Origin of the sequence: Gordonia sp. L191 (genome assembly GCF_030077625.1) — a bacterium.
GTDB classification, from domain to species: Bacteria; Actinomycetota; Actinomycetes; order Mycobacteriales; family Mycobacteriaceae; genus Gordonia; species Gordonia polyisoprenivorans_A.
Genome location: NZ_CP125996.1, coordinates 5188585 through 5214666, shown reverse-complemented (window position 1 = coordinate 5214666; position 26082 = coordinate 5188585). Strand labels below are relative to the sequence as shown.

22 protein-coding genes, 3 rRNA genes and 1 pseudogene are annotated in these 26082 nt (G+C 64.0%); 13 read left to right on the top strand and 13 right to left on the bottom strand.

The features are described 5' to 3' along the window. Positions 1 to 5: 5 nt before the first annotated feature. The 3 genes from QNM97_RS23445 to QNM97_RS23435 are packed head-to-tail and all read left to right on the top strand — an operon-like array spanning position 6 to position 2128. Entirely contained in the window at positions 6 to 362 is a 357-nt protein-coding gene (locus QNM97_RS23445; RefSeq protein WP_283820549.1) for a hypothetical protein, read from the top strand. Next, the gene (locus QNM97_RS23440; protein WP_283820548.1) at positions 359 to 1483 is read left to right on the top strand and encodes a phosphotransferase family protein; all 1125 of its coding nucleotides are present in this window, start codon (positions 359 to 361) and stop codon (positions 1481 to 1483) included. Before QNM97_RS23445 ends, QNM97_RS23440 begins: the two co-directional genes overlap by 4 nt. A 6-nt stretch (positions 1484 to 1489) precedes the next feature. Further along, complete coding sequence (locus QNM97_RS23435) at positions 1490 to 2128, top strand: histidine phosphatase family protein (RefSeq protein WP_283820547.1); 639 nt, start codon at positions 1490 to 1492, stop codon at positions 2126 to 2128. Here QNM97_RS23435 and QNM97_RS23430 read toward each other — a convergent pair. The 3 genes from QNM97_RS23430 to QNM97_RS23420 are packed head-to-tail and all read right to left on the bottom strand — an operon-like array spanning position 2125 to position 4693. Then, complete coding sequence (locus QNM97_RS23430) at positions 2125 to 3096, bottom strand: ketopantoate reductase family protein (RefSeq protein ID WP_283820546.1); 972 nt, start codon at positions 3094 to 3096, stop codon at positions 2125 to 2127. The two genes, QNM97_RS23435 and QNM97_RS23430, sit on opposite strands and share 4 nt — an antisense overlap. A 20-nt stretch (positions 3097 to 3116) precedes the next feature. Then, positions 3117 to 4118: an adenosine deaminase gene (locus tag QNM97_RS23425; RefSeq protein WP_283823304.1), complete on the bottom strand. Its 1002-nt coding sequence runs from the start codon at positions 4116 to 4118 to the stop codon at positions 3117 to 3119. A 14-nt stretch (positions 4119 to 4132) separates the two neighbouring features. Continuing rightward, positions 4133 to 4693 carry a hypothetical protein gene (locus QNM97_RS23420; protein WP_283820545.1) on the bottom strand — a complete coding sequence of 187 codons (561 nt, stop codon included), beginning with the start codon at positions 4691 to 4693 and terminating at the stop codon, positions 4133 to 4135. 227 nt (positions 4694 to 4920) lie between these two features. Here QNM97_RS23420 and QNM97_RS23415 point away from each other — a divergent pair, with 227 nt between their 5' ends. Further along, positions 4921 to 6297 (top strand): NAD-dependent succinate-semialdehyde dehydrogenase, encoded by a 1377-nt coding sequence (locus QNM97_RS23415; protein ID WP_283820544.1) that lies wholly within the window; start codon positions 4921 to 4923, stop codon positions 6295 to 6297. Positions 6298 to 6348: 51 nt separating this feature from the next. Here QNM97_RS23415 and QNM97_RS23410 read toward each other — a convergent pair whose 3' ends face one another. Beyond that, entirely contained in the window at positions 6349 to 7104 is a 756-nt protein-coding gene (locus QNM97_RS23410; RefSeq protein WP_283820543.1) for a DUF72 domain-containing protein, read from the bottom strand. Positions 7105 to 7225: 121 nt separating this feature from the next. On the opposite strand from QNM97_RS23410, the gene QNM97_RS23405 reads away from it, so the two are divergent. Next, positions 7226 to 7543, top strand: coding sequence for a DUF2853 family protein (locus QNM97_RS23405; RefSeq protein ID WP_014358214.1), 318 nt, complete (start codon positions 7226 to 7228; stop codon positions 7541 to 7543). Positions 7544 to 7677: 134 nt separating this feature from the next. On the opposite strand, the gene QNM97_RS23400 is transcribed toward QNM97_RS23405, so the two are convergent. Then, entirely contained in the window at positions 7678 to 7950 is a 273-nt protein-coding gene (locus tag QNM97_RS23400) for a GlsB/YeaQ/YmgE family stress response membrane protein (RefSeq protein ID WP_014358215.1), read from the bottom strand. A gap of 893 nt (positions 7951 to 8843) precedes the next feature. On the opposite strand from QNM97_RS23400, the gene QNM97_RS23395 reads away from it, so the two are divergent. The 3 genes from QNM97_RS23395 (at position 8844) to rrf (ending at position 14221) form a co-directional block, all read left to right on the top strand. Beyond that, positions 8844 to 10368 (top strand): 16S ribosomal RNA (locus tag QNM97_RS23395). 441 nt (positions 10369 to 10809) lie between these two features. Then, positions 10810 to 13948: ribosomal RNA gene (locus tag QNM97_RS23390) — 23S ribosomal RNA — on the top strand. 156 nt (positions 13949 to 14104) lie between these two features. Further along, a 5S ribosomal RNA gene (gene rrf / locus QNM97_RS23385) occupies positions 14105 to 14221 on the top strand. The 16S, 23S and 5S rRNA genes sit together here, the layout of an rRNA operon. Positions 14222 to 14286: 65 nt before the next feature. Here the strand turns inward: rrf and hypB are convergent. After that, complete coding sequence (hypB, locus tag QNM97_RS23380; RefSeq protein ID WP_283820542.1) at positions 14287 to 15027, bottom strand: hydrogenase nickel incorporation protein HypB; 741 nt, start codon at positions 15025 to 15027, stop codon at positions 14287 to 14289. Positions 15028 to 15056: 29 nt separating this feature from the next. Between hypB and QNM97_RS23375 the strand changes: the two are divergent. The 3 genes and pseudogenes from QNM97_RS23375 to QNM97_RS23365 form a co-directional block, all read left to right on the top strand. After that, positions 15057 to 15395, top strand: a pseudogene (locus QNM97_RS23375) (AIR synthase-related protein); the annotation flags it as partial. A gap of 64 nt (positions 15396 to 15459) precedes the next feature. Then, on the top strand, positions 15460 to 16272 hold the full coding sequence (locus tag QNM97_RS23370; RefSeq protein ID WP_283820541.1) for a hydroxypyruvate isomerase family protein: 813 nt from the start codon (positions 15460 to 15462) through the stop codon (positions 16270 to 16272). A gap of 44 nt (positions 16273 to 16316) precedes the next feature. After that, positions 16317 to 17210 (top strand): NAD(P)-dependent oxidoreductase, encoded by an 894-nt coding sequence (locus tag QNM97_RS23365; protein WP_283820540.1) that lies wholly within the window; start codon positions 16317 to 16319, stop codon positions 17208 to 17210. Between the two features lie 25 nt (positions 17211 to 17235). Here the strand turns inward: QNM97_RS23365 and QNM97_RS23360 are convergent, their stop codons facing one another. Then, positions 17236 to 17697, bottom strand: coding sequence for a DinB family protein (locus QNM97_RS23360; RefSeq protein ID WP_283820539.1), 462 nt, complete (start codon positions 17695 to 17697; stop codon positions 17236 to 17238). A gap of 206 nt (positions 17698 to 17903) precedes the next feature. Between QNM97_RS23360 and QNM97_RS23355 the strand changes: the two genes are divergently transcribed. Next, positions 17904 to 18785, top strand: a complete 882-nt coding sequence (locus tag QNM97_RS23355) for an LLM class flavin-dependent oxidoreductase (RefSeq protein WP_283823303.1) — start codon at positions 17904 to 17906, stop codon at positions 18783 to 18785. Positions 18786 to 18884: 99 nt separating this feature from the next. Beyond that, positions 18885 to 19091: a hypervirulence associated TUDOR domain-containing protein gene (locus QNM97_RS23350; RefSeq protein WP_208793473.1), complete on the top strand. Its 207-nt coding sequence runs from the start codon at positions 18885 to 18887 to the stop codon at positions 19089 to 19091. 25 nt (positions 19092 to 19116) lie between these two features. Here QNM97_RS23350 and QNM97_RS23345 read toward each other — a convergent pair whose 3' ends face one another. From QNM97_RS23345 to QNM97_RS23320, 6 genes are all read right to left on the bottom strand, one after another. Continuing rightward, positions 19117 to 20298 (bottom strand): Fic family protein, encoded by a 1182-nt coding sequence (locus tag QNM97_RS23345; RefSeq protein ID WP_283820538.1) that lies wholly within the window; start codon positions 20296 to 20298, stop codon positions 19117 to 19119. Positions 20299 to 20392: 94 nt separating this feature from the next. After that, positions 20393 to 21589 (bottom strand): TY-Chap domain-containing protein, encoded by a 1197-nt coding sequence (locus tag QNM97_RS23340; protein ID WP_283820537.1) that lies wholly within the window; start codon positions 21587 to 21589, stop codon positions 20393 to 20395. A gap of 91 nt (positions 21590 to 21680) precedes the next feature. Continuing rightward, a complete protein-coding gene (gene gtfA / locus QNM97_RS23335; RefSeq protein ID WP_283820536.1) occupies positions 21681 to 23183 on the bottom strand; it encodes a sucrose phosphorylase in 1503 nt (500 codons plus the stop codon). Positions 23184 to 23229: 46 nt separating this feature from the next. Next, a complete protein-coding gene (locus QNM97_RS23330; RefSeq protein ID WP_283823302.1) occupies positions 23230 to 23670 on the bottom strand; it encodes a 5' nucleotidase, NT5C type in 441 nt (146 codons plus the stop codon). A gap of 128 nt (positions 23671 to 23798) precedes the next feature. Next, a complete protein-coding gene (locus tag QNM97_RS23325; RefSeq protein ID WP_283820535.1) occupies positions 23799 to 24890 on the bottom strand; it encodes a DUF7159 family protein in 1092 nt (363 codons plus the stop codon). Between the two features lie 190 nt (positions 24891 to 25080). Continuing rightward, on the bottom strand, positions 25081 to 26076 hold the full coding sequence (locus QNM97_RS23320) for a glycine betaine ABC transporter substrate-binding protein (RefSeq protein WP_283820534.1): 996 nt from the start codon (positions 26074 to 26076) through the stop codon (positions 25081 to 25083). Positions 26077 to 26082: the final 6 nt, after the last annotated feature.

Genomic DNA, 26082 nt, shown 5'->3' with positions numbered 1-26082 from the left:
ACCCGGTGCATCCCACACCCGTCGAGGTGGTCGAACGGTACCTGTTCGACCTCTACAACAATCAGGACCTCGCCGTCGTCAACGAGATCTGTGCGGATCCCATGGTCCGCCACGCGGCCGGCGGCATCGTGACGCTCACCCGCGTCCAGCAGATCGAACGAATCCGCGCCGACCTCGCCGCACACGAACCGAAGTTCTCCGTCGTCACCCTCATCGGCGACGACACCTACGCCTCACTCACCTGGAACGCCCACCGGATCACCACCGGCGAACGGCTGTGCGGCATCGAGATATTCAAGACAGAAGCCGGAATCATCACCGACGTCTGGAATTCCGGCTACTTCGAAGGAGAATGGTCATGACCGAGACCGAGCCGCACAACCCCGGTGCACCCGCACTCATCGACAGCGTCGCCGAGATCGAGGCCGCCTGGATACAAAGCGTTCTGCGAGCATCTGGAATCCCCGGCGCCACCGTACGGTCGGTGACGAGTGCGCCCATCGGGGCGGGCAACGTCAGCGACACCGTGCGAGTGACGATCGACTACGTCGGTGAACGCGGTGACGCACCGGAATCGGTGGTGGTCAAACTCAAGCCGAGCGATCCGGCCGTGCACGAACACGGGCTCAACAGCGGTGCCTATCACCGCGAGATCGGCGGGTATCGCGACATCAGCGACCGACTCGCCTGCCGAATTCCGTTGAAGTACTGGGTGAACGGTGACGAGACCACGATCAATCTGGTGATGGAGGATCTCACCGGCACGACGACTCCCGGCAACCAGATCACCGGGTGCGGGCCCGCCGAGGCGGAAGCTGTCGTCGTCGAACTGGCACGGCTGCACTCAGAGTTCTTCCCCCTGACCGACGCCACCGCGCCGGCCTGGATGATCCGCCTCCCCGAGGTGTGCGAGTACTGGTCGTCCAAGGCGACGCGCGGGGCGACGGCAGCACTCGAGCGGTTTTCGCGAGATCTGTCGGAGGAATCCCTGGACGTGATCCGCGAAGCCGGCGACCTGGTGCGTGACTGGCACCTGCTCCCGCACCGGCGGCTCACGTTTACCCACGGTGATCCCCGGGTCGACAACATCTTGTTCGAGCCCCTCGCCGACGGTGTCGGTGCGGTGATCATCGACTGGCAGGTCACCGGACTCCGCAACCCGATGTACGACGTGGGCTACTTCCTTTCCGGCAGTGTGGAACCCGAGGTCCGGCGAACACACGAGATGCGACTGATCCGCCGGTACGTCGAGGAGTTCGCGAGCAAGTCCGACGGATACAACGAGACCACCGCGGTGGCCGACTACCAGATCCAGTTGCTCAGCGGGCTCTACATCACGTTGGCCGCCATCGACGTGCTCCCCGATAACGAGGTCGTCAACACCTTGATCCTGGCGCTGCTGCGTCGTAACTGCGCGGCGGCGATCGACTGGCATTCGGTGGCGGCGCTACGCAACGTGACCTCCGTGCTGAGTGTGGGCTGACCTGGCGTGGAGCTCCTGCTGATTCGTCATGCCAAGCCGTTTCATCTGGTCGACGAGTCCGGTGCCGACCCGGATCTCACCGGCGAGGGCTGGCTGCAGGCCAAGCGTCTGGCACAGTCGGTCGGTGAGGGACGGTACGGCCCGGTGCACTCGATCGTCAGCAGCCCGATGCGGCGCGCCTGGCAGACCGCCGAGCCCCTGCGTGGGGTGCTCGGACATGACGTCGTCATCGACGACCGACTCGCCGAACTCGACCGCGGGTGGAAGGAGTACGGCATCACCCTCGACGCGTATGCGCGTCGGCGTGATCTCGTTCTCGATCTGAACGCCGGACGGTTGGGCGCCAACACCTTCGATCCGGAGGAGTTTCGCGCACGAGTGGTCGGCGGTATCGAGGGTGTGATCGCGGGGTCGGCAATCGCTGGGTCGGCAGAGGAATCCAGAGTGGCCGTCGTCTGCCATGGCGGGGTCATCAACGCCTACCTCACCCACGTGCTCGGACTGGCGCAATTGGTGTTCGTCCAACCGCACTACACCTCGGTCACCCGGGTGCTTGCCGAGCCCGACGGATATCGGGAGATCCTGTCGGTCAACGAGTTCGATCACCTGCACTCGTCGACGGGCACGGCTCAGTCCGGGGCTTAGCCTGGGGGTAGCCCCGCCAACGCCTCCACCGGGTCCAGGCTTCCGGCCGGCAGGCGTTCGCGGGCCAGTCGCGTCGTGGCCGCCTGCACGAGTTCGTTGACCGGGGTCGCCACACCGTGCAGGCGCCCCAAAAGGACGATCTCTCCTGCCAGGTAATCGATTTCGACGTTGCCGACACCACGCGTGATGCTCTGCCAGGTCGAGCTTCCATAGCTGTCCTCCCCGGTGTCACGGCGCACGATGTGGTCGGCGCGGCGCTCGCGATCGGTCTCGACACTGACTGCCTCGATCCCCGACGCAGCGAGTGCCGCCTCGCCCTCGGCGCGTGCGCGTGTCACCAACTCCCGATGTGCTGCACCGTCATTGCGATAGCAGGCGTCGATCCCGTTCACGAGGTTCATGATCAATTTGCGGTACTTCCACGCCGTGATCTGCGCGCGGGGTTCGGAGGGGAATCCGGCCGCGCGGAAACGCTCCGCCATCTGCTCGGACACCTCATCGGTGCCGGCCGGAAAGCGGCCCACATCGAGGATGCCGGGACGCGCCGCCGACCCCTGCACCACCACGCCCGGTTCGAGGTGCAACGCCGGCAGCATCACGCACACCGAGTACGTCCGGGCGAACCGACGCAGAATCGCCGGCTCATTGGCAACCCCGTTCTGCGCCGACGCGATCGGTGTGTCCGCAGGCGCATGCGCCCGAAGGTCGTCGAGGGCGTCGGCGGTCTGCTGACTCTTGACACACAGCAACACCACCGTGTCGTCGGTCCATTCGATCTCACCGGCGTTGGCGGCCACCGGAATCCGATGCACCTGACGTCCGTCGGCGGTGTCGAGGACGAGTCCGTGCTCGCGCATCGCCGCCAGATGCGCACCCCGCGCGACCAACGTCGTCGGGGTTCGGTTCGCATGCAGGTGTGCGCCGATGACCCCACCGATCGCGCCCGCGCCATAGATCACCACATGCATGACCTCCAGGGTAGGACGCGTCAGGCCGGCGGGTCCGCCAGCTCGTCCGACCAGCGATTCCGGTCCTCCTCGCTGATGAACGAGGCGGCAAAAGAGTTGCGAGCCAGGGTGATCAGATCGGCGTTCGAGAGATCCAATGCATCGGCGATTGCGATGAACGTATCTCCGGCATACCCGCCGAAATACGCCGGATCGTCGGAATTGATCGTGACGGTCAGACCTTCGGCCAGCATTCGCGGCAGCGGATGCTCGGCAAGTGTCGGCACGCACCGCAAGCGCACGTTCGACAGCGGACAGGCGGTCAACGGCATGCGATCGGCGCACAGGCGCCGAACGAGTTCGGGACTCTCCAGGGCGCGGATGCCGTGATCGACTCGTTCGATGCCGAGCGTGTCCAGCGCCTCCCAGATGTAGTCCGGAGGTCCTTCCTCCCCGGCGTGCGCGACCACATGCAGTCCGGCCTCACGGGCGCGGTTGAAGACCGGAGCGAACTGGCCGGGCGGGAAACCCACTTCGGCCGAGTCGAGGCCCACCCCGATGATCGAACCGAGATGCGGGGTCAGCGCGTCGAGTGTCTCGTGCGCCTCCCGGACCGGGCGGTCGCGCAGGAAGCACGCGATGAGGTCGGCGTGCAGGCCGGTCTCGGCCTCGCCGGCGTCCAGCCCGCGCCGCAACCCGGTGACCACGACGTCCACCGGCACCCCGCGCACGATGTGCGCCTGCGGATCGAAGAAGACCTCGGCGTGGCGCACGCCCTGCGATGCCGCTGTTCGTATGTAGGCCTGCGCGAGGTCGGCGAAGTCCTGCTCGGTCCGCAGCACGGCCATGCACGCGTAGTACAGATCGAGGAAATCGGGCAGATCAGTGAACGCGTGTGCCGCCCGCAGCGTGGCGACGTCGGCGTACGGCAGCGTCACCGAGTTCCGCCGGGCGAGCGCGAACACCATCTCGGGTTCGAGCGTGCCCTCGATGTGCACGTGTAACTCGGCCTTCGGTAAGGCCGTCAACGCCCGGTGGTCCATGACCGACCATCTTGTCACGAGGCCCGGGGTATGGGTGGGGTCGTCGCGACCCGGTCGGACCTCAGCGTCGAGCACGCCCCGAGCGTCTGCGCCAGCGCGAGTGCCTCCTCTCGCAGGAATACCGCCCAATTACCCAGCGCGGACTCGAAGTTCTCGATGTGGAAGACCGTGGACTCCAGCGACAATCGCGCCCGGACGGTCTGTTCGTGCAGCGTCAGGCTCACGAACGGATTCGACAGCGGGCGGCAGATCAGTTCGGCCACAGCACTCGAGGGGCGGATGCCGTCGGCGAGCGTCGCCGACAGTTCGATCACCGGCACCGACGGATCGACCATGAGTCGGAGGGAGAAGGGTTCGGTGGGGATGGTCAGCACGCCCTCGGGATCGAACTCGAAGATCGGGCCGGTCTCCTCGTCGAGTGAACCGAGGACCTCGAGCGACCCGATCACCAGCGCCCGCAGGTGCGCTGCGCTCCTCGTTCGTTCGGCCCCGTCGATGACCGCCTCGGGTGGCGGCGGTGAAGGGATGTCGCCGTGGCCGTGTCGTTCGGACTCCCCGAAGATGCTGTCGTACATGCGGTTTCCCTTCATCGGTGGCGGCGCCGACTCCGGCCGGCTCGCTTCGCACGGTAGGCGGAGTGCCGACCGCTGCGCGCCCCGGTGACCGATGAGGCACCCGACCTGTGGACACGGAGAAATCTGTGCATCGTCGACGCGCGCCCCTCCGGCCCCTGCGGGCCACGGCAACCACAAAGCGGACATATCGCCCACAGGGTCGCGGTCGGCGCGCGTAGCGTCGGGTCATGAGTGCATATGTGACGACCAACCCGACAACGGGAATCACCGAACGCGAGTTCGCGATGCTCTCCGATGATCAGATCGACGAACTCGCCCGACGCAGCCTCGGCGGATACGAACGCTGGCGCGACGTGCCCGTCATCGATCGCGCAGAAGCGTTGGCCCGCACCGCGGATCTGTACGAGAAGCGGTCCGACGAACTCGCCGCTGCCATCACGACCGAGGTGGGCAAGGTCACCAAGGAAGCCGCAGGAGAGGTCCAACTCGCCGCCGACATCTACCGCTGGTACGCCGAGCACGGCCCCGACCTGCTCGTCGACGAACCACTGGACCCGCAGGGTGCCGCCGAATCCCTGGTGCAGCACAAGCCGATCGGCCCGCTCGTGGGTGTGATGCCCTGGAACTATCCCTATTATCAGGTGGCGCGTTTCGTCGCGCCGAACCTGATGCTGGGCAACAGCATCATCCTCAAGCACGCCTCGATCTGCGCGGCCTCCTCGGCACTCATGGCCGAGATCCTGCACGAGGCGGGGGTTCTCGACGATGCCTACATCAACGCCTACGCCAACAGTGACCAGGTGGCGAAGCTCCTGGAGCACAACGCGATTCGCGGTGTCTCCCTGACCGGGAGCGAGAAGGCCAGTGCGGCCGTGGCCGAGGAGGCGGCGAAGAACCTGAAGAAATCGGTCCTCGAACTCGGCGGATCAGACCCGTTCATCCTCCTCGACACCGCCGACCTGGGCCGCACCATCATGGTGGCCTCCCGTGCGCGACTGTCGAATACCGGACAGGCATGTAATTCGCCCAAGCGATTCATCGTGCCCGATGCGCTCTACGACGACTTCGTCAACGGGCTGGTCAAGGCATTCGACGACGCGGTGGTCGGTGATCCGACCGATACCGATACCCGTGTCGGGCCGCTGTCGTCGGTCGAGGCGCGCGATACCGTCGCCGAACAAGTGCAGACCGCGGTCAGCCAGGGCGCGACGCTGCGCACCGGGGGCACTCCGCTCGATCGGGACGGTGCATTCCTGCAGCCCGCCGTGCTCACCGACATCACCCCCGACATGGACGCCTACTCCGAGGAGATCTTCGGCCCGGTTGCGATGGTTTATCGCTACCGGTCGGTGGACGAGGCGGTGACCCTGGCCAACGATGTCGAGTTCGGGCTCAGTGGTTCGGTCTGGGGCACCGATCTCGAGAAGGCCGCGCAGGTCGCCGACCGGCTCGACGTCGGCATGGCCTATGTCAACGAACACGGGACGACGCTGCCGGGTCTGCCCTTCGGCGGGGTCAAGCGGTCCGGCTTCGGGCGTGAGCTCGGCCGGTGGGGGATGCGCGAATTCGTCAACACCCGTTTGCGCCGCACCTCCTCGAAGTGAGCCCCGCGCACAGCTGAGGGAGTAGCGACAGCTGAGGGAGTAGCGAATGCCTCACCGCCGCGCCGGGCCCGCCACCGACATCCCGGCGGCCCGGGCGCGGCGGATCATGGTCAGCGTGTTGTCGACTGCCGCGCCGCCGGTGTCGTTGTTGAAGTACACGTACACGTCGTGGGAGTCGTCGAAGTTCTCCGCGATTCGCCGCAGCCAGGAGTCGATGGCGCCCTGTCCGTAGGCGACCGACCGCGACGACCGACCTTCGTGCAGGCGCAGATACCCGAAATCGGTTGTCGCCCAGAGCGGTGTGAGAGTGCGGCTGCGCCGATCCGCCCAGCACAGCGCGGCGTCGTGTTTGCCCAGCACGTCACGAACCTCGTCGCACCACCACGAGTCGTGGCGAGGTTCGACGACGATGCGCGCTCGATTCCCGATGAGGCCCAGGACCTCGTCGAGTTGCGTCGGCTCGGCGTGCAGGTTCGGCGGCAGCTGCAACAGAACCGGTCCGAGCCGGGAGCCCAGGCCCGCAGCGCGATCGAGAAAACGCTCAATCGGTTCCGCAGGCTCCTTGAGGCGCTTCACGTGGGTCAGATAGCGGCTCATCTTGACCGACATTCGGAATCCGGCCGGCAGCTGGTCGCGCCACGACTCGAATGTCGCCCTGTCGGGCAGTCGGTAGAAGGTGTTGTTGACCTCGACGCTGCAGAACTGGGAAGCGAAGTATGCCAACCACTCTCGCTGCGTGATTCGACGCGGATAGAAATGTCCGCGCCAATCCCGGTATTGCCAGCCGGAGGTACCGATGTGCAGCATCACCGTCGATGCTACGCACGCAGGTGAGAATTCATTTCGAGTCGGCCTCCCGGGGAGGCTCACGCGCGTAACGTGACCCACGGCCGTGAAGAAATCCGACATCAACCAATGGAGGCTCCCGATGTCCGATGCACGTGACACCGTTCTCGCTTACGCACCGAACGCCGATACCGCGGTGATCGACAAGATGGCGTCGACCTACGCCCTCGCGCTGCGCAACCGCGACGCCGCGCTGGTCTCGGCCAGTGACCCCGCGGAACTCAAGACGGTGCGCGAGAACTTCCTGAAGAAGAAGCTCGGACTCACCCAGAGTGACGCCGAACTCGACAAGGCCATCGCCGACGTTCTGGCCGGCATGAAGGACGGCAAGTCCAATCCGCGCTTGGCGGTGTACTACCTGCTCGCCGACAAGTTCGGCAAGCTCGACGTCTTCAAGTAGCCGGGCGTAGGGCAACAAGCCCACGACGAACACCCCCGTGACAGACAGATGACCGCGTCGGCCTCCTCGGCCGGACGCGGTCATCTGCGTTGTCGGGACGTCCAGCGCTGGGGACGCCTACTGGTGTGTGGGAGCTACTGCCGCACGGCACGCCCGCGGATCGCCAGATAGCCGGCGATCAACACGATCGCCACGACGATGCCGACGATGAACGGGATGACCTCCCAGCCGCCGTTGCTGTTGTTGTAGCCGAGCTGGTAGGTCAGCCACGATCCGACCAGTGACCCGACGATGCCGAGCACGATGGTCATGATCACGCCGATGTCCTGCTTGCCCGGCATCAGTAGTCGCGCGAGTGCGCCGACGATCAGACCGACAATGATGGCGCTGATGATTGTCCAGAGCATGGTGTCCACCTCTCTGTGGATGTCCGGTCGCGCGTACGCACGACCGGGATGACGACCAAGAGCGGCCCGCGGTCTCGAGGCGACTGTGCTCCCGGTTGACCAGGGCATCCGGGCGAACCGGACGCTGGTCCTTCATACGCTATCGCGTGGGACGCCGGCCGAGCTCCACTGCGACCCAATCGCAACGGGATTCCTTGTCCGCTCTGCGTGTCGTCTGTCCGACGGGGGTGATCGGTCCGAATCCCCCCCGAGCGCAGCATCGCAGGTGCACACCGATGGACGACGGGTACGTCCGTACCGGATCGTGTGCCGTCTGAGCTGTCCTGAATCGGCGATGCATCCACCCGTGCCGAATGACCGCATGCTGCGCAGGCGGGCATCTGACCAGCGGATTTGGAACTTCGCGCCGTGGTGCGTAACTTATTCGAAGTCAGCGCGCCGCGGCGCCGCCCCGGAGGGCTCCGAGAGGAGTTCGGTAGGGGAGAGGAAACCGGGTAGACGTTGACCGCCCCCGAGAAATCGATCCGGGCACAGTCATGTGCCAGGACGAGGACCCGGGGTCGCCAGAACCGAACGGCCGCGACCTGCGAGTTGCGAACACCGCGAGGATCTGGCACACTGGACGAGTTGCCCGTGATTGGGTGGCGAATCCTGAACGACAACTCGCTGGAGTTCGCCCTTGTGTGGGGTGGTGTTGGTGGGTGTGTGTTCTTTGAGAACTCGATAGTGTATTGGTGGATTGTTTGATGCCATTTGTTTTGTGGCATTAGAGTTTTGTGCATCGCATCCTGTTGTGGGGTGTGGTGTGGATTGTTTTTTGCCAGTTTTTTGGATTGTTTTTGTCAGGTTTTGCTTTCCTGGTTTGTGTTGAAACTGTTTGGTTTCGATGTTTTTTCATGGAGAGTTTGATCCTGGCTCAGGACGAACGCTGGCGGCGTGCTTAACACATGCAAGTCGAACGGAAAGGCCCTGCTTGCAGGGTGCTCGAGTGGCGAACGGGTGAGTAACACGTGGGTGATCTGCCCCTGACTTTGGGATAAGCCTGGGAAACTGGGTCTAATACCGGATATGACCATGGGATGCATGTTCTGTGGTGGAAAGCTTTTGCGGTTGGGGATGGGCCCGCGGCCTATCAGCTTGTTGGTGGGGTAATGGCCTACCAAGGCGACGACGGGTAGCCGACCTGAGAGGGTGATCGGCCACACTGGGACTGAGACACGGCCCAGACTCCTACGGGAGGCAGCAGTGGGGAATATTGCACAATGGGCGCAAGCCTGATGCAGCGACGCCGCGTGAGGGATGACGGCCTTCGGGTTGTAAACCTCTTTCAGCAGGGACGAAGCTTTCGGGTGACGGTACCTGCAGAAGAAGCACCGGCCAACTACGTGCCAGCAGCCGCGGTAATACGTAGGGTGCGAGCGTTGTCCGGAATTACTGGGCGTAAAGAGCTCGTAGGCGGTTTGTCGCGTCGTCTGTGAAATTCTGCAGCTTAACTGCAGGCGTGCAGGCGATACGGGCAGACTTGAGTACTACAGGGGAGACTGGAATTCCTGGTGTAGCGGTGAAATGCGCAGATATCAGGAGGAACACCGGTGGCGAAGGCGGGTCTCTGGGTAGTAACTGACGCTGAGGAGCGAAAGCGTGGGTAGCGAACAGGATTAGATACCCTGGTAGTCCACGCCGTAAACGGTGGGTACTAGGTGTGGGTTCCATTTCACGGGATCCGTGCCGTAGCTAACGCATTAAGTACCCCGCCTGGGGAGTACGGCCGCAAGGCTAAAACTCAAAGGAATTGACGGGGGCCCGCACAAGCGGCGGAGCATGTGGATTAATTCGATGCAACGCGAAGAACCTTACCTGGGTTTGACATACACCAGACGCCAGCAGAGATGTTGGTTCCCTTGTGGTTGGTGTACAGGTGGTGCATGGCTGTCGTCAGCTCGTGTCGTGAGATGTTGGGTTAAGTCCCGCAACGAGCGCAACCCTTGTCCTGTATTGCCAGCGGGTTATGCCGGGGACTTGCAGGAGACTGCCGGGGTCAACTCGGAGGAAGGTGGGGATGACGTCAAGTCATCATGCCCCTTATGTCCAGGGCTTCACACATGCTACAATGGCCGGTACAGAGGGCTGCGATACCGTGAGGTGGAGCGAATCCCTTAAAGCCGGTCTCAGTTCGGATCGGGGTCTGCAACTCGACCCCGTGAAGTCGGAGTCGCTAGTAATCGCAGATCAGCAACGCTGCGGTGAATACGTTCCCGGGCCTTGTACACACCGCCCGTCACGTCATGAAAGTCGGTAACACCCGAAGCCGGTGGCCTAACCCCTTGTGGGAGGGAGCTGTCGAAGGTGGGATCGGCGATTGGGACGAAGTCGTAACAAGGTAGCCGTACCGGAAGGTGCGGCTGGATCACCTCCTTTCTAAGGAGCATGCAACATTCCCAGGCCGGCGGCGTCTGTCCGTTGGGTGGGTGTGTGTTCATAGGGTGAAACATCAAACACGCCATGTGGCTGATCGTATGTGCGGTTGGTTGCGGGTGATCGTGCTGGGTGACTGGTGCGGTGCTGCTAATACACTGTCGGGGTTCTGAGGGAACACACTGGTTGTGTTGTCTTGGTGCTTGCAATGGTTGTCGTGTTGGTGAGGTGTCCTGTGGTGGGGCGCGGAGATGCGGTGATGTTGTGGGTGTGTGTTGTTTGAGAAGTGCATAGTGGATGCGAGCATCTTTATTTTTGCAATGCATATCGAATCAATGTTTTTGGTTTGTGTGTTTTGTTCGAGTTGAAAAAATGTTTGTAGGCAAATGGCTAAACTGGTGGGCGGCTTCGTTGTTTCGGGGGCGTCTGTGGGTTTAGGTGTTGTTGTAAGTGTTTGAGGGCGTTCGGTGGATGCCTTGGCACCAGGGGCCGATGAAGGACGTGGTAGGCCGCGATAGTCCTCGGGGAGTTGTCAAACGAGCTGTGATCCGAGGGTGTCCGAATGGGGAAACCCAGCACGAGTGATGTCGTGTTACCACCAGCTGAATGTATAGGCTGTGTGGGGGGAACGTGGGGAAGTGAAACATCTCAGTACCCATAGGAAGAGAAAACAATTGTGATTCCGTGAGTAGTGGCGAGCGAAAGCGGAGGATGGCTAAACCATGCGCATGTGATACCGGGTAGGGGTTGTGTGTGTGGTGTTGTGGGGTCTGTCTTCCTCGATCTACCTGTCGGGGCGTGAGTGAGAAAGCTGCATGCTAGGTGAAGTGGCCTGGAATGGTCTGCCGTAGGCGGTGAGAGTCCGGTAGCTGAAAGCGTGTGGTCTTGCGTGATGGTGTCCCCAAGTAGCAGCGGGCTCGTGGAATCTGCTGTGAATCTGCCGGGACCACCCGGTAAGCCTGAATACTTCCTGGTGACCGATAGCGGACTAGTACCGTGAGGGAAAGGTGAAAAGTACCCCGGGAGGGGAGTGAAAGAGTACCTGAAACCGGACGCTTACAATCCGTCAAAGCCTGTGGATTCTTTGGTGAATCGTGGGTGATGGCGTGCCTTTTGAAGAATGAGCCTGCGAGTTAGTGCTCGGTGGCGAGGTTAACCCGTGTGGGGTAGCCGTAGCGAAAGCGAGTCTGAATAGGGCGTTCTATAGTCGCCGGGTCTAGACCCGAAGCGGAGTGATCTACCCATGGCCAGGGTGAAGCGCGGGTAAGACCGCGTGGAGGCCCGAACCCACTTCAGTTGAAAATGGAGGGGATGAGTTGTGGGTAGGGGTGAAAGGCCAATCAAACTCCGTGATAGCTGGTTCTCCCCGAAATGCATTTAGGTGCAGCGTGGTGTGTTTCTTGCCGGAGGTAGAGCTACTGGATGGCCGATGGGCCCTACTAGGTTACTGACGTCAGCCAAACTCCGAATGCCGGTAAGTGAGAGCACTGCAGTGAGACTGCGGGCGATAAGGTTCGTAGTCGAGAGGGAAACAGCCCAGATCGCCGGCTAAGGCCCCTAAGCGTGTACTAAGTGGAAAAGGATGTGGGGTCGCGAAGACAACCAGGAGGTTGGCTTAGAAGCAGCCACCCTTGAAAGAGTGCGTAATAGCTCACTGGTCAAGTGATCCTGCGCCGACAATGTAGCGGGGCTCAAGTACACCGCCGAAGCCGCGGCACTCACATGTGAGCCCGCCGGTTCTCTATGGGGGATCGGCTAGGTGTGTGGGTGGGTAGGGGAGCGTCCTGCATCCGTGAAAGCGCCGGAGTGATCTAGGTGTGGAGGGTGTGGGAGTGAGAATGCAGGCATGAGTAGCGAAAGCAGAGTGAGAAACTCTGCCGCCGGATGACCAAGGGTTCCTGGGCTAGGCTAATCCGCCCAGGGTGAGTCGGGACCTAAGGCGAGGCCGACAGGCGTAGTCGATGGACAACGGGTTGATATTCCCGTACCCGTGTATCCGCGTCCATGCTGAATCATCTGTACTAACCATCCAAATCCTGATCGATACTCTTCGGAGTACGTGAGGGGGCTGCATGGGACCTTGGGTGGTAGTAGGCAAGCGATGGGGTGACGCAGGAAGGTAGTGGGGCCAGGCGATGGTTGTCCTGGTGTAAGCCTGTAGGACGGGGCATTGGTAAATCCGTGCCCCATATAGTCTGAGAGGTGATGCGTAACCGTTGTGGTGAATTCCATGATCCTATGCTGCCGAGAAAAGCCTCTAGTGAGTTGGTACACGGCCCGTACCCCAAACCAACACAGGTGGTCAGGTAGAGAATACTAAGGCGATCGAGAGAACTGTGGTTAAGGAACTCGGCAAAATGCCCCCGTAACTTCGGGAGAAGGGGGACCCATTCTGGTGACGACATTTACTGTTTGAGCTGGTGTGGGTCGCAGAGACCAGAGAGAAGCGACTGTTTACTAAAAACACAGGTCCGTGCGAAGTCGTAAGACGATGTATACGGACTGACGCCTGCCCGGTGCTGGAAGGTTAAGAGGACCGGTTAATCACTTCGGTGGTGAAGCTGAGAATTTAAGCCCCAGTAAACGGCGGTGGTAACTATAACCATCCTAAGGTAGCGAAATTCCTTGTCGGGTAAGTTCCGACCTGCACGAATGGCGTAACGACTTCTCTGCTGTCTCAACCACAGACTCGGCGAAATTGCAGTACGAGTAAAGATGCTCGTTACGCGCGGCAGGACGAAAAGACCCCGGGACCTTCACTATAGCTTGGTATTGGTGTTCGGTTCGGTTTGTGTAGGATAGGTGGGAGACTGTGAAGTGGCCACGCCAGTGGTTGTGGAGTCGTTGTTGAAATACCACTCTGATCGTATTGGACTTCTAACCTCGGACCCTGATCGGGTTCAGGGACAGTGCCTGGTGGGTAGTTTAACTGGGGCGGTTGCCTCCTAAAAGGTAACGGAGGCGCCCAAAGGTTCCCTCAGCCTGGTTGGCAATCAGGTGGTGAGTGTAAGTGCACAAGGGAGCTTGACTGTGAGACGTACATGTCGAGCAGGGACGAAAGTCGGGACTAGTGATCCGGCACCAACGTGTGGAAGTGGTGTCGCTCAACGGATAAAAGGTACCCCGGGGATAACAGGCTGATCTTCCCCAAGAGTCCATATCGACGGGATGGTTTGGCACCTCGATGTCGGCTCGTCGCATCCTGGGGCTGGAGTAGGTCCCAAGGGTTGGGCTGTTCGCCCATTAAAGCGGCACGCGAGCTGGGTTTAGAACGTCGTGAGACAGTTCGGTCTCTATCCGCCGCGCGCGTTAGAAACTTGAGGAAACCTGTCCCTAGTACGAGAGGACCGGGACGGACGAACCTCTGGTGTGCCAGTTGTTCCGCCAGGAGCATTGCTGGTTGGCTACGTTCGGAAGGGATAACCGCTGAAAGCATCTAAGCGGGAAGCCTGTTCCAAGATGAGGTTTCTCACCACCTTTGAGTGGTTAAGGCCCCCCACAGACCATGGGGTTGATAGGCCAGAACTGGAAGCCCAGTAATGGGTGTAGGTGACTGGTACTAATCGGCCGAGGACTTACAACAACATCCTTATATTCTTTCGTACTCTCAAAGAATCAAGATGTGTCGCATCCACTATGTACTTCTGAAACAACACGGTAAACAAATAAACCGTCACCACCCACAGTCTTTTTGTGGGGGTGCACGGGGGCGGAGCCCCCGTGGGAGGTTTCACAGAGTTTCGGCGGCTATAGCGGTGGGGAAACGCCCGGTCCCATTCCGAACCCGGAAGCTAAGCCCACCAGCGCCAATGGTACTGCACCCTAATCAGTGTGGGAGAGTAGGACACCGCCGAACACAAATTTGAGGGATGCCCCGCAACACACACCGTGTTGCGGGGCATCACCCATTCAACCCCCATGTCACGTTCGGCTCGATATCCTTCGAAGCCACTCGATCCATGCGTCCATGCCCTCGCCGGTCTTCGCGCTCACCGGTATCACGCGTGCGGAAGGATTGACCTGGCGTAAGGCATCACGGTACGCATCGAGTGAGACATCAAGATGCGGGAGCAGGTCGATCTTGTTGAGCAGGACCACGTCGACCGACCGGAACATGACGGGGTACTTGAAGGGCTTGTCCTCGCCCTCGGTGACGGCATACACTATGGTCTTCGCGTGCTCACCCACATCGAATTCCGCCGGACACACCAGGTTTCCGACATTCTCGATGACCACCAGATCGATCTGCGAGAGATCGAGGCCTTGCAAGGCCCGGTTCACCATCGGAGCATCGAGATGACACTCCCCGCCGAAACCATTGTTGGTGTTGAGTAGGGAGACCTGCGCTCCGCGGCCGGCGAGTTGGGCCGCGTCGAGATCGGTGGCGATATCGCCCTCGATGATCCCGACCGGCACCTCCCCGTCGAGTGCGTCGAGCGTCGCCTTGAGGATCGAGGTCTTACCGGAGCCGGGTGAGCTCATCAGATTCACCGCCACCACGCCGCTTTCAGTGAACAGGCGGCGATTGATGTATGCCCGACGGTCGTTCTCGGTGAAGATGGCCTCGAGGACGTCGATCCGTTCCGAACCGGTGTCATAGGCGCTCATGTCCCCGAACTCACTGCCGCTCACCTCGCCGGACGCGCGCTGCGTCGCCTCCACCGCAGCGAGGTCGTAGCTGTGTTCATGTGGTGGTCGCCGCGACCACCGAACTCGCCGCGGCCGCCGGCGTCGGCATCGAACTCGACGAATCCCGGATCCCGGTCCCCGAAGCGGTCGCATCGGCGTGCGGTTTCCTCGGACTCGATCCGCTGCAGATCGCCAACGAGGGAAAGATGATCGCCGTGGTCGCCGCAGACGACGCCGACGCGGTGGTGGCCGCCATGCACGCCCGGCCGGAGGGCCAGGGCGCGACCGTCATCGGCCGGGTGGTCGCCGCGCACCCGGGAATGGTCGTGGGCCGCACCGCCTTCGGTACCACGCGGGTCATCGAACGCGACCTCGGCGAACAACTGCCGCGCATCTGCTGATCGGCTGTGCTCTGTCTCCGCCGGGGCCCGTCCACGCCCTGGCGCCGGACACGGGGAAGATGGGGTGGTGGACACCTCACGGATCACGGTGAACTGTTCGATCCTGCTCACCGACCTGCCGCTGCTTCACCGGCCGCAGGCCGCGCGTGACGCCGGATTCGGCGCCGTCGAGTTCTGGTGGCCATTCGCCACCGCCGTCCCCGCCGACCGTGACGTCGACGCCTTCGTCACCGCGGTCGAGGACGCCGGAGTCCGCCTCACACACCTGAACTTCGCCGCCGGGGATCTGTCGGCAGGCGAGCGTGGACTGCTGTCGCACCCGGCCACCGGCGCCGAATTCCGTGACAGCGTCGACGTCGCGACCGGTATCGGATCTCGGCTCGGTGTCGTCGGCTTCAATGCGCTGTACGGCAACCGCATCGGCGATCTGGCCATCGAGGTCCAGGACGATCTCGCCGCCGAGAATCTCGCGTTCGCCGCCCGCGCGGCCGCAACCATCGACGCCTGCATTCTCCTCGAACCACTTAGCGGCATACCCACCTATCCGCTGACCCGGGCGGCGCACGCGATCGACGTCTGCGACAGACTCGCCCGCGACCACGCCGTCGACAACGCGGCACTGCTGGCAGACCTCTACCACCTTGCGATCAACGGCGAGAACCTCGACGACGTGATCGACACCGTCGCCGACCGGATCAGCCATGTTCAGATCGCCGACGTCCCGGGCCGCGGTGAACCCGGCACCGGCAGCCTCGACCTGTCCCGACCACTGGCCGCGCTCGCCGCCCGCGACTATCCGGGATGGATCAGCCTGGAGTACATACCCACCCGTTCCGATACCTTCGACTGGGTGCCGGACTTTCCCGCATTTCAGTGACGCAGAGACGGTGTGGTGAGGGAGCAAACGATGGAGGAAACCCCGTGGCGACAATAGGATTCATCGGACTCGGCGTGATGGGCAGCCCGATGGCCATCAATCTGGTCCGTGCCGGTCACACCGTCGTCGGCTACAACCGGACCCCGGCCAAGGCCGCCGACCTCGTCGCAGCCGGCGGTGACGCCGCCGAGTCGATCGCCGCGGCCGTCACCGGCGCCGAGTTCGTCGCACTCAATGTCCCGGCGTCTGCCGACGTCGAGGAGGTCCTCACCGGCCCCGACGGGGCCCTCGCCCACGCCGCGCCGGGCACCGTGGTCGTCGACTTCTCCACCATCGATCCCGCGACCGCGATCCGCATGGCCGAAACAGCGGCAGCACAAGGCTGTTCGTTCCTCGACGCCCCGGTGTCGGGCGGGCAGGAGGGCGCGGCCGCCGGCAGCCTGTCGATCATGGTCGGCGGCAACGACGACGCCTACGAGCGCGCACTGCCGGTCCTCGACGTGGTCGGTGACACCATCGCCCACGTCGGGCCGAGTGGCAGCGGTCAGATCGTGAAGGCGGCCAACCAGCTCATCGTCGCCGCGAACATCCAGGCACTCGCCGAGGCGGTGGTCTTCCTCGAAGCCCACCACGTCGACACCTCCGCCGCCGTCGGCGTTCTCGCCGGCGGCCTGGCCGGCTCCACCGTCCTCGACCACAAGGCGCACCGCATGATCGAGCGTGACTTCGCGCCGGGCGGTCGGATCGAGCTGCACCACAAGGACCTCGGAATCGTCACGGCCGCAGCCCGCGATGCCGGTGTGGTCACCCCGGTCGGGTCACTCGTGGCGACGCTGATGGCCTCAGCCCGCGCCAACGGCGACGGAGGCCTGGACCACAGTGCGCTGTTGCGAGGGGTCCTGCGTCTGTCGGGGAAGTTGGACGAGGACGCCGAGTAGGGCGAGGAGCCTCAGGTCGACGGCCTCAGGCCCGCAACACATCCCGGGTGACCTGCATCTGACCGAGATGCTGGGCGAGTTCGTGCACCACGTGCAGGATCACCCACTGCGGTGAGACGGTCGCGAGGTCGACGTCGGCTGTCGTACCCGTCGCATCCCGAGCGGCGATGCCGTCACGAAGGATCTGTTCGGTCCACGTCACCATGTCGGTGCGGGTGCTTCGGATACGTGCGAGAAGCTCGGGGAGCGAGCCGGTCGCCTCGAACTCCGCGGCCCGATCCCGCGGCAGAGCGAGACCGCATCCGAAGGTTCCGAGCCACCATCGCGTCATCTCCACGCAGTGGTGGGCCACCGCATACGGCGAGTTCGACCCGTCGACGGGGAGCCGTCGGTGAACCCCGGAGTCGGTGAGTTCCTCGAGCACAGCGACCATGCCGGTCCAGCACGTGTCGGCGGTGTCCAGGGCGGCAGCGGTCCACGAATCCATATCGAGGACTGTCGCACATCGGCGTCCTTCGGCCGCAACAGGCGCCGCCGCACCCCATCTGCGGTTGCCCTCGCCTGTCTTCAGTCATTTCGAAAGTAGAGATTCGGCAAAACCCCAGGTCGCGATCGATTGCTACTCACGGCAATGACTGAAAACAGGCGAGCAGGTGAGTCGGCCGTGTCACGATCCCTCTCGTGCGCATCGGAATGACGCTGCCCGTGATGGAGCCCGACCTGGACGCCGACGTCTTGCGGTCCTGGGCGACGGCCATCGACGACGGACCGTTCTCGTCACTGTGCTGGGGTGAGCGAGTCGCCTTCGACAACCCCGACACCCTGACGCTGCTCGGCGCACTCGCCGCGTGGACGAGCCGCGTGCGGCTGGTGACCACGGTCGTTGTCCCGCAGTTGCACGATCCGGTGATGTTGGCCAAGGCTCTGGCAACCGGCGACGTGCTCAGCGGCGGCCGGCTCACCGTGGGCCTGGGTATCGGCGGCCGCCACGAGGACTATCGCGCCGTCGGCGCCGACCTCGCCACCCAACGTATGCGCGTCCTCGGTGAACGTGCCCAGATCATGCGCCGGGTGTGGGCGGGGGAGAACCTCACCGGCGCCACCCGACCGGTCGGGCCGCCGCCCGTCCAGGCCGGCGGTCCCGAATTACACGTCGGGACAACGGGTCCGGCCACCATCCGCAGCGCCGCCGCCTGGGCGTCCGGCGTGGCCGGGGTGACCCTCGACCTCGATCTCACGCGGCAACGCGAACTCTTCGACATCGCACGCGCCGCGTGGGCCGACGCCGGGCGGCCGGCGCCGCACCTGGCCACCTCGTTCTGGTTCGCCTTCGGCGACGGTGACGCGCCGCGTGCGCAGATCCACCGACACCTGCGTCGCTACATGAACTGGATACCGTCGGAGTTCGTCGACGCGATGGCCCCGACCACCGGCTGGGCCGGGACCGAGGACGAGTTGCGGACAGTGCTGTCGGCGTTCGCCGACATCGGGACCGACGAGGTCCAGCTGATTCCCACCAGCGCCGACCCCGACCAACTGCACCGAGCCGCCGAGGTGGCCGCGGACTCCGCCTGACGTGACCGGCGCGTGACCACGTGCTCGCCGGGGTGTCGACTGCGCATCAACCTCAGCCTCTCCGGTGACGGCGCCCGATGAGCGGACCATCCTCGGCTCATGTCCATCACCACCAACGACACCGTCGAATGGAACACCTCGCAGGGCACCACTCACGGTACGGCTCGCGAGAAACGCACCTCCCCGTTCACGTTCGAGGGCCAGAAGTTCAACGCGTCCGATGACGAGCCCTACTGGATCGTCGAATCCGACAAGACCGGAGCAAAAGCCGCACACAAGGAGTCGTCGCTGACGAAGAGGGAGTAGTGGTCGCCGCAAGGTACTCGCAGCATTACGGCAGGCGGCGGCGCATCGCCCGCGCCGCGAAGTCATCGAGTGTTGCTGTCACCTCTACGGCTTGCCACATCCGGTTACGTCGGAAGCCGGTGAATTCCACCAGGACACCGGCCTCCACGAGCGGGCCGATGGCCCGGCTGGCATTTGCCGGCAAGATGCCGAGCTCGCCGGCCACTGTCTTGGTGTCCACGACCGGTTGGCGCAGAACAACATCGAGAAGCCGTTGAGCCGAGGACCCACCACGAACCCGGACGATATCGCGCCAGTGACTGCGGATTCGCCGAAGCTCCGACACCAGGTCGGTTGCTTGGGCGATCGCAGACATCGCTGCGTTGGCCATCGTCTCGATGATGGGGACGACATCGCCTTCGCGATACGCATCGAGGGTGGCGAAATAGTGTCCGGTGTCGGCGAGTAGTCCTGCCGAGACCGGAATCGTGACGGTGTGGGTCATTCCGTGGTGGCGAAACATGGACTGCACCAGCGCCCGACCGGTGCGTCCGTTCCCGTCCGGAAAGGGGTGGATCGTCTCGAACTGGGCATGTGCGATTGCGGTGGCGAGCAGTGGCGGCTGATCTGTGCGGCGCGCGAAGGTCAACAGATCATCGATGAGTTGGGGCACGTATCGCGCGGCGGGTGCTACGAAGTCGGCGCCGTGTGGACCCGCTCCAGAGCCACCGATCCATACCTGATCGGTGCGCCAGGCGCCGGCGATCGCCGGATCGTGGTTCTCGAGCAGTGCGCGATGCATGGCGAGAATGGTGTCGGCGTCCAATCGGTCGGCCAGCGCTATCGCCGCGCTCATCGCAGCGACGTTGCCGACGATGGCGGTCGCGTTGCGCTTCTCGGTGCTCCCGAGCTGTGCGAGGGCTATCTGTTTTGCGCCGGACGAGAGGTTTTCGATCTGGGATGACGAGGCAGACTCGGAGCGGAGCAGGATGGTGGCGAACGACGCTATCTCGCTGCCGAACTCGGCGTCGAAACGGGCGATCATCGCACTTGCCTCGGATACCAGTGTCGCCAGCGGCGCCGGGACAGCCGGAGTCTTGTCGGCGATGAGCGGCACGACGGCGGCGCGGTAGGGTCCGCGATGACGGTCCCGCTGCGCACGCGTGAGCAACTCGGCCGGAATTGTCGGTGTCCAGTCAAGGTACTCGTAGTCGATGGCCGGCCACATTCGCGACGTTCACCTATCTGAACGAAATAACTGAGAGCATGCGCCCACCATACCCTCACTTATCTGCTAAGTGAGAATAAGGAGAGGCCTACCCTCATCCAGCCGGACGCATCCGGGGTCGCGGCTCGTCGTCGGGCAGGACCACCACCCGCAGCGCGGCACGGAACTTGTCGGTGGTCACCCGCCAGCCCTGCTCCTCGTGGCGGCACGCCTGCGCCTCCTCCGGGTCGTCGGCCTCCTCGGCGGACTGTGCCCACGACAAGTACTGCTCCTCACATGTGCGGATCAGCTGCAGCATTTCCGCGCGGTCGTACCCGCAGATCTGGGCGATCTCGCGGGGACTGAGCACTGCGTTGTCGGTGTCGAGTTGCAGCACCGCCAGCAGGGTGTCCGGCAGCGGATCCGAATCGTCGGCTTCGGCCGGCGAATTCGATTCTGCACCAACGGTATCGGAGCGTGCGCGCACGCGTGCGACGATGCGCGGCACGTCATCGTCGATGAAGCCGAACCAGTCGGCCAGGCCGGCCCGCAGGTTGTCGCCGGAGAACACGGTGACGTCGATGACGCGGTGCGCGAACACCTGCCGTTGACGCAGCATCACCCGGATACCGTCGCGCGAGGTCGGTTGCGCTGCGATGTAGGGTGCCGCGACGAGGGGATCGGAGACGGAATCGGTGAGCATCGCGAACGCCACCAACCGCGGCAGATCCTCGTGCACCCGCAACCACGACGGTGGCTCGGTGGGCAACACGACGTCTCCGTCGTCGTCGACCTCGATGTGCTGGCCGGTGACCTCCTCGAGCATCGAGACGACGAGAGTCTGCAGATGTTCCGGACCGTGCGGGACGACCCCGGCGCGCAGCGTGGGCTCGACGCGGGGCGGCTCGTCGGCGAGGAACGGTGCGCGCAGGAATGTCGGATGCACCGTCTCCCACACCTGACGGAAGGTGTCGACGATGGCAGCGGCCATCTCGTCGGCGCGGGCATGTCCACCCTCGAGAATGTAGGAACCGTCGGCCAGCCGGCGCCAGCCGAGTGCGCGTAGCTGTCCGACCTGTACCCGGTAGCAGTCGACGGAGGTGTGCAAGGTGAACGAGTCCACGGTGAGCCGCACCCGATGTGCCCGCGTGTACCGGATGTCGATCCGCCCGTGCGGGCCCTCCGGGATGCTGGGGTCCTGTTCGATCCAGGTGAGATCGGCGGCGGTCAGCTCACGGAGGAATGCGGCGAATTCGCTGCGGAACTCCTGCTGGGCGTCGTCGATGGATGCATCGAAATCATTGGTGCGCATCGTTTCTCCCTCCGGTCGCGAAGGGAACGTTCCCTTCACCGATGACGATAGGGCAGGGGTACGACACTTTCGGAACGGCCGACGGCCGCCGTCAGCTCACCTCGGACGACACACCCCACCTGCTCGCGAGCTCGGCCGCGGGCGCCGACCACTCGCGCTCGCCGTCACCCCACGCCACCTCGGTGACACCGGTCGCGAGATCGACGTCGGCGCGCGCCCATGCCTGCGCCACTGCCCGCCCGCGCCGCAGCAACCGCAGATGCCCGTCGGCGAGTGTGGTCTCACACGGCCCGTCGAACGCCGGATGGGTGTTGCGGAACCGGCACAACGCCAGCAGCGCGCCGACCACCGGGCGGCGGAGGTCCTCGGCGATCTCGGCATGCGTGTAGTGGTGGCGATTGATGTCGCGGCCGACGCCGGTCCGATCGAGCAACTCCATGTCGTTGCCGCCGGCCAGCAGCCCGACGTAATAGACCTGCGGGATGCCCGGCACGAACAACTGCAGCGCGCGGGCGCTCAGATAGCGCTCGTCGTCACGCCCGAGAGCATCGTAGAACGTCGAATTGACCTGGTAGATATCAACATTCGCTGCCGACGTGCCCGTGGCGAGGCGACTCGTGCCGCCGGTGCGCCGGTGGATTTCCTCGACGAGCTCGTCGACTTCCTCGGGGGTGAGCAGGCCGGGACCCTCGACCGGGTCGGGCCCGACGTCGATGACCCCGATGCCGTCGTGGGTGTCGAGCACGGTGACGGCATTGTCGGGGCGGATCTGCAGCCATCGCACCAGTGCACGCGCATCGGCTGTGTAGAGGGTATGCAACACCAATGCGGGCAGAGCGAAGTCGTAGACGCGGTCGACCGAGCGCGCGATGGCGATCTGCCGCGCGAAATGCGAGTGCACCTCGACGAGGACCTTGACGCCGCGCGTGTGCGCTTTCGCCGCGAACTCGTCGATGAAGGTGATGGTCTCGTGTGTCATGAAACACGAGGTTCCCGGTGTCTTGATCGCGTATCCGACGGCGTCGAGACGTAGCGCGCGCACCCCGGCATCGGTGGCCGCGTCGAGGATCGAGTCGAGGTAAGCCCGGCCCGGCGCCGACCGCACGTCGATGTCGATTTGGGCGGCGGTGAAGGTGGTCCACACGTACCGCACACGCCCGCCGAGCGCGATGGCCGTGAACGGCAACCCGGGCCGCGGCCGGTAGATGGCCGTCAGCTGGTCCTCGGTGACCCCGTTCGGGAACACCGACGACAGCGTGAGAAACATTGGCGCATAGTCTGACTCATCGCCGTGGGCTACGACGTCACGGAACTGCGCCGAGTCCGCCGACACGTGGTTGATGATCTGATCGGCCATCACCTCGTGTGTGGTCGCGAGCTCTGTGATGTCGGCCCAGCTCCCCAGACGAGGATCGACGCGGGTGTGGTCGACGGGATCGAATCCGGCGTCGGCACCGTCGAACGGGGTGAAGAACGGCAGCACGTGGATGCCGCCGAACACACCGCCGAAGGGGCCTCGCAAGAGTGCGGTGAGTCCGGCGAGGCTACCGCCGAACCGATCCGCGTACGCAATCAGATGCACCGTGTTCTGCACGACGCCAACGCTACTGGGTGACGCACATCTGCGGCGGGAACCCGGCTCAGGCGAGGGTGCGCATGTGGGCGACGACCGACGGCCAGTCCTGCAGACCGACTGCGGTACCGAAGTGGATGTGGACGCCCTTGTGGTCGCTCACGAACTCCTTGACGCCCCGCAGTTCACGGTCATCGATGATGAAGTCTCCACGGTTGAGGTTCTTGTGGTGCGAGAGGATCAGCCGCTTCCACACCGGGGCGCCCTCGTCGACCCCGAAATGCTTGTGAACCCACAGCAGTTTGTCCGACCACGCGGACGGATTGTGCCACGGTGCCGTGGACAGGATGTAGGCGTCGAACAACTCGCTGAGCTCGATGAACGCCTCGATGGCACCCGGTTTGGGGTCCATCAACGCGAAGATGCCCGGAGCGTCGTCGTAGGCGGCGTGATCCTGTGGACAGAGCCGGTCGATCCCGGACTGGAAATCGACGAGGGTGTTGTCCATGTCGACGTACAGGATCTTCTTGCGGCGGCTGTTCTCTGACGATGCGGTCACGGGCAACTCCTCGATCGGGATGGCCCCAGTGGATCACGAGGCACCGACAACCGCGGCAACCATGGCCGGGGTGCTCCTCACGCCTGCGTCATCGGTGCCACCACCGGCGAGGTGGCGGCAAACAGCGCTGCGCCTCGCGCACAGACGAACTCGGCGTCGGCGGGGATGACGACGGGACAGTCGAACCGGGCGGCCACGCTGTCGGCGAGCAGCGGGAACGTCGGGGCAGCGCCGATGAGTACGACGTGGTCGGGATCGGTGTCACCGCAGCGCTGCAGGGCACGAACGATCTCGGCCGCCTGCGGGCGGGCGAGGCCGTAGAGGTCGTCGAGGGTGAGCGTCACACCGTGCTGTTCGAGTCCGCGGATGCCCGGTGTGACAACCTCCATCCGGGTCGACATGGTGCGCAACGTGGTTCGGACTTCCGCGCAGTGCGCTCGCACCTGGGCGAGCAGCGCCGGATGCGGCGGCACCGGATGTCCGGCATGGGCGGCCTTGGCCAAGACACGATGCTCGAGGCCGTCGTCGAGGTGGCACACCCCCAATCCGGGGAAGCGGTGCGCGGTGATGGTCGTCAGGTGTCCCGAGCGTGGCCGGCGCGCATAGCCGACGACGGCGCTGTCGTCGCGCAGGTCGCAGATGGTCACGCCGTGCGCCCGGTCGAGACCGTCGCAGTGATCCACCCATTCGAGTGCGGCGTCGGTGTCGGGGACGAGCAGCAGCGCCCGATGGTCGGTGAGTCCGGCGTCGACGAGACCGCGATGGAACAGCGACACCTGCGGGACGGTCCAATAGGTCGGGTGCGCGATGAGCAGCCGAGTGACATGTTCGCCGACAGCGGCCTCGATCTGAGCGACCACGACGACGAGCAGCCGGGCGGCGAGGTCGTCGGCGAGCCGGTCCGGACCGCCGGGTGCGCTCAGCGGACGTGGATCACCGAGGTGGTCGACGAAGTGGCGGTAGGTGGCATCGACGTGACGCCGATCGGGCAGGGCGGCGGCGGTGTGCGCGGGCCAGCGCAGCGCGGCCGGGAAGGTGTACTGCGAGTCGATCCGGACCGAACCGACAGATCGGTCGGCGGAGGCCGTTCGCCCGCCGGCAACCGGGTCGCGGATGACCGCAACGCGTACGTGATCGGATTGGAGATGAAGTCCGACAACCACACTCATGATCAACCTCCGCAGACGCCGGTGGAACGTCGGTGGGCCCGGGAGTGGCTCACCAGCATCTACGATGCGCCTCTGGTCTGGTGGGTGGCTGACGACATCGTGAGGATTGCCTGGCAGACAGGTTGCGGATTGGGCACGAGCACGCCCCCGACCCTGGGCCGGGGGCGTGCTCGTCGATCGGTCGGTGTGCTCAGCCGAGTTGGCCGGCCACGATCTGGCTCTCGAACTGCGGATGCGTGGACAACCATTCGGTCACCGCACCGTCGGGATTGGTGCCGCCGTACTTCTGGGTCATCAGATTCTCCAGCTCCGACAGGTCGGCGTCGGGAAGGACGAGGTTCTTGAACAGTTGCGCGGCCTTGGGGTCCTTCTCACCGAAGCCCTTGGTCGCGAAGTTCCACAGGCCCTCCTTGCCGCCGAGCGCACCCTTCGGGTCCTGCAGGTCGCGGATCTTGAACGCGGAGTACGCCCAATGCGGCTTCCACAGGGTGACCGCGACGTTGGTGTTGTCGGCTTCGGCCTTGCGGATCGAGGCGAGCATCGCCGCGGTCGATGAGGTGGTGAAGGTGAGATCCTGCAGACCGTACGCCGGGATCACCTTGTCCTTGACGATCGCGGTCTCACCGGCGCCGGGCTCGATGCCGACGAGGGTGTTGTTGTACTGCGACGCCATCGATTTCAGGTCGCCGATCGACTGCGCGGGCGACGAATCGTTGACGGCGATGGTCAGTTTCGCGTTGTCGTACCAGCAGCCGAGCGGTTCGAGCTGATCGCCGTAGCGGTCGATGTAGGTCTTGTGCGTGCTCGGCAACCACACGTCGGTCAGCACGTCGACGTCGCCCTTGGACGCCGCGGTGAAAGCGGCTGCCGCGTCCAGGGTTTTGACGTCGGCGGTGTAGCCGTTGCGTTGCAGGATGTTCTTCATCAGGTAGGCGGTGGCCGTCGACTCGTCCCATCCGCTGAACGCACCGATGGTGACGTTGGTGTCGCTGCCGGCGCCGAGGCTGCCCGCGGGTGCCTTGCCCTGCGTCAGCGAACAGTTCGCGTACTTCGACGCGAGATCGTTGGTGGCGCTGCCGGTTCCGCCGGAGCCGCTGTCGGAGTTCGAGTTCGACGCACCACAGCCGCTCAGAGCCAGTGCGCCGACCGTCACCGCGGCGGCGAGCACCCCGAGCTTTCTCGTCATCTTTCT

What these genes read in the sequence shown, in the direction of transcription:
- QNM97_RS23440 (WP_283820548.1), top strand. Translation starts at nt 359, where the DNA reads ATGACCGAGACCGAGCCGCACAACCCCGGTGCACCCGCACTCATCGAC.
- QNM97_RS23430 (WP_283820546.1), bottom strand. Translation starts at nt 3,096, where the DNA reads ATGCATGTGGTGATCTATGGCGCGGGCGCGATCGGTGGGGTCATCGGC.
- QNM97_RS23425 (WP_283823304.1), bottom strand. Translation starts at nt 4,118, where the DNA reads ATGGACCACCGGGCGTTGACGGCCTTACCGAAGGCCGAGTTACACGTG.
- QNM97_RS23420 (WP_283820545.1), bottom strand. Translation starts at nt 4,693, where the DNA reads ATGTACGACAGCATCTTCGGGGAGTCCGAACGACACGGCCACGGCGAC.
- QNM97_RS23415 (WP_283820544.1), top strand. Translation starts at nt 4,921, where the DNA reads ATGAGTGCATATGTGACGACCAACCCGACAACGGGAATCACCGAACGC.
- QNM97_RS23410 (WP_283820543.1), bottom strand. Translation starts at nt 7,104, where the DNA reads ATGCTGCACATCGGTACCTCCGGCTGGCAATACCGGGATTGGCGCGGA.
- QNM97_RS23405 (WP_014358214.1), top strand. Translation starts at nt 7,226, where the DNA reads ATGTCCGATGCACGTGACACCGTTCTCGCTTACGCACCGAACGCCGAT.
- QNM97_RS23400 (WP_014358215.1), bottom strand. Translation starts at nt 7,950, where the DNA reads ATGCTCTGGACAATCATCAGCGCCATCATTGTCGGTCTGATCGTCGGC.
- QNM97_RS23360 (WP_283820539.1), bottom strand. Translation starts at nt 17,697, where the DNA reads ATGGATTCGTGGACCGCTGCCGCCCTGGACACCGCCGACACGTGCTGG.
- QNM97_RS23355 (WP_283823303.1), top strand. Translation starts at nt 17,904, where the DNA reads ATGACGCTGCCCGTGATGGAGCCCGACCTGGACGCCGACGTCTTGCGG.
- QNM97_RS23350 (WP_208793473.1), top strand. Translation starts at nt 18,885, where the DNA reads ATGTCCATCACCACCAACGACACCGTCGAATGGAACACCTCGCAGGGC.
- QNM97_RS23345 (WP_283820538.1), bottom strand. Translation starts at nt 20,298, where the DNA reads ATGTGGCCGGCCATCGACTACGAGTACCTTGACTGGACACCGACAATT.
- QNM97_RS23340 (WP_283820537.1), bottom strand. Translation starts at nt 21,589, where the DNA reads ATGCGCACCAATGATTTCGATGCATCCATCGACGACGCCCAGCAGGAG.
- QNM97_RS23330 (WP_283823302.1), bottom strand. Translation starts at nt 23,670, where the DNA reads ATGGACAACACCCTCGTCGATTTCCAGTCCGGGATCGACCGGCTCTGT.
- QNM97_RS23325 (WP_283820535.1), bottom strand. Translation starts at nt 24,890, where the DNA reads ATGAGTGTGGTTGTCGGACTTCATCTCCAATCCGATCACGTACGCGTT.
- QNM97_RS23320 (WP_283820534.1), bottom strand. Translation starts at nt 26,076, where the DNA reads ATGACGAGAAAGCTCGGGGTGCTCGCCGCCGCGGTGACGGTCGGCGCA.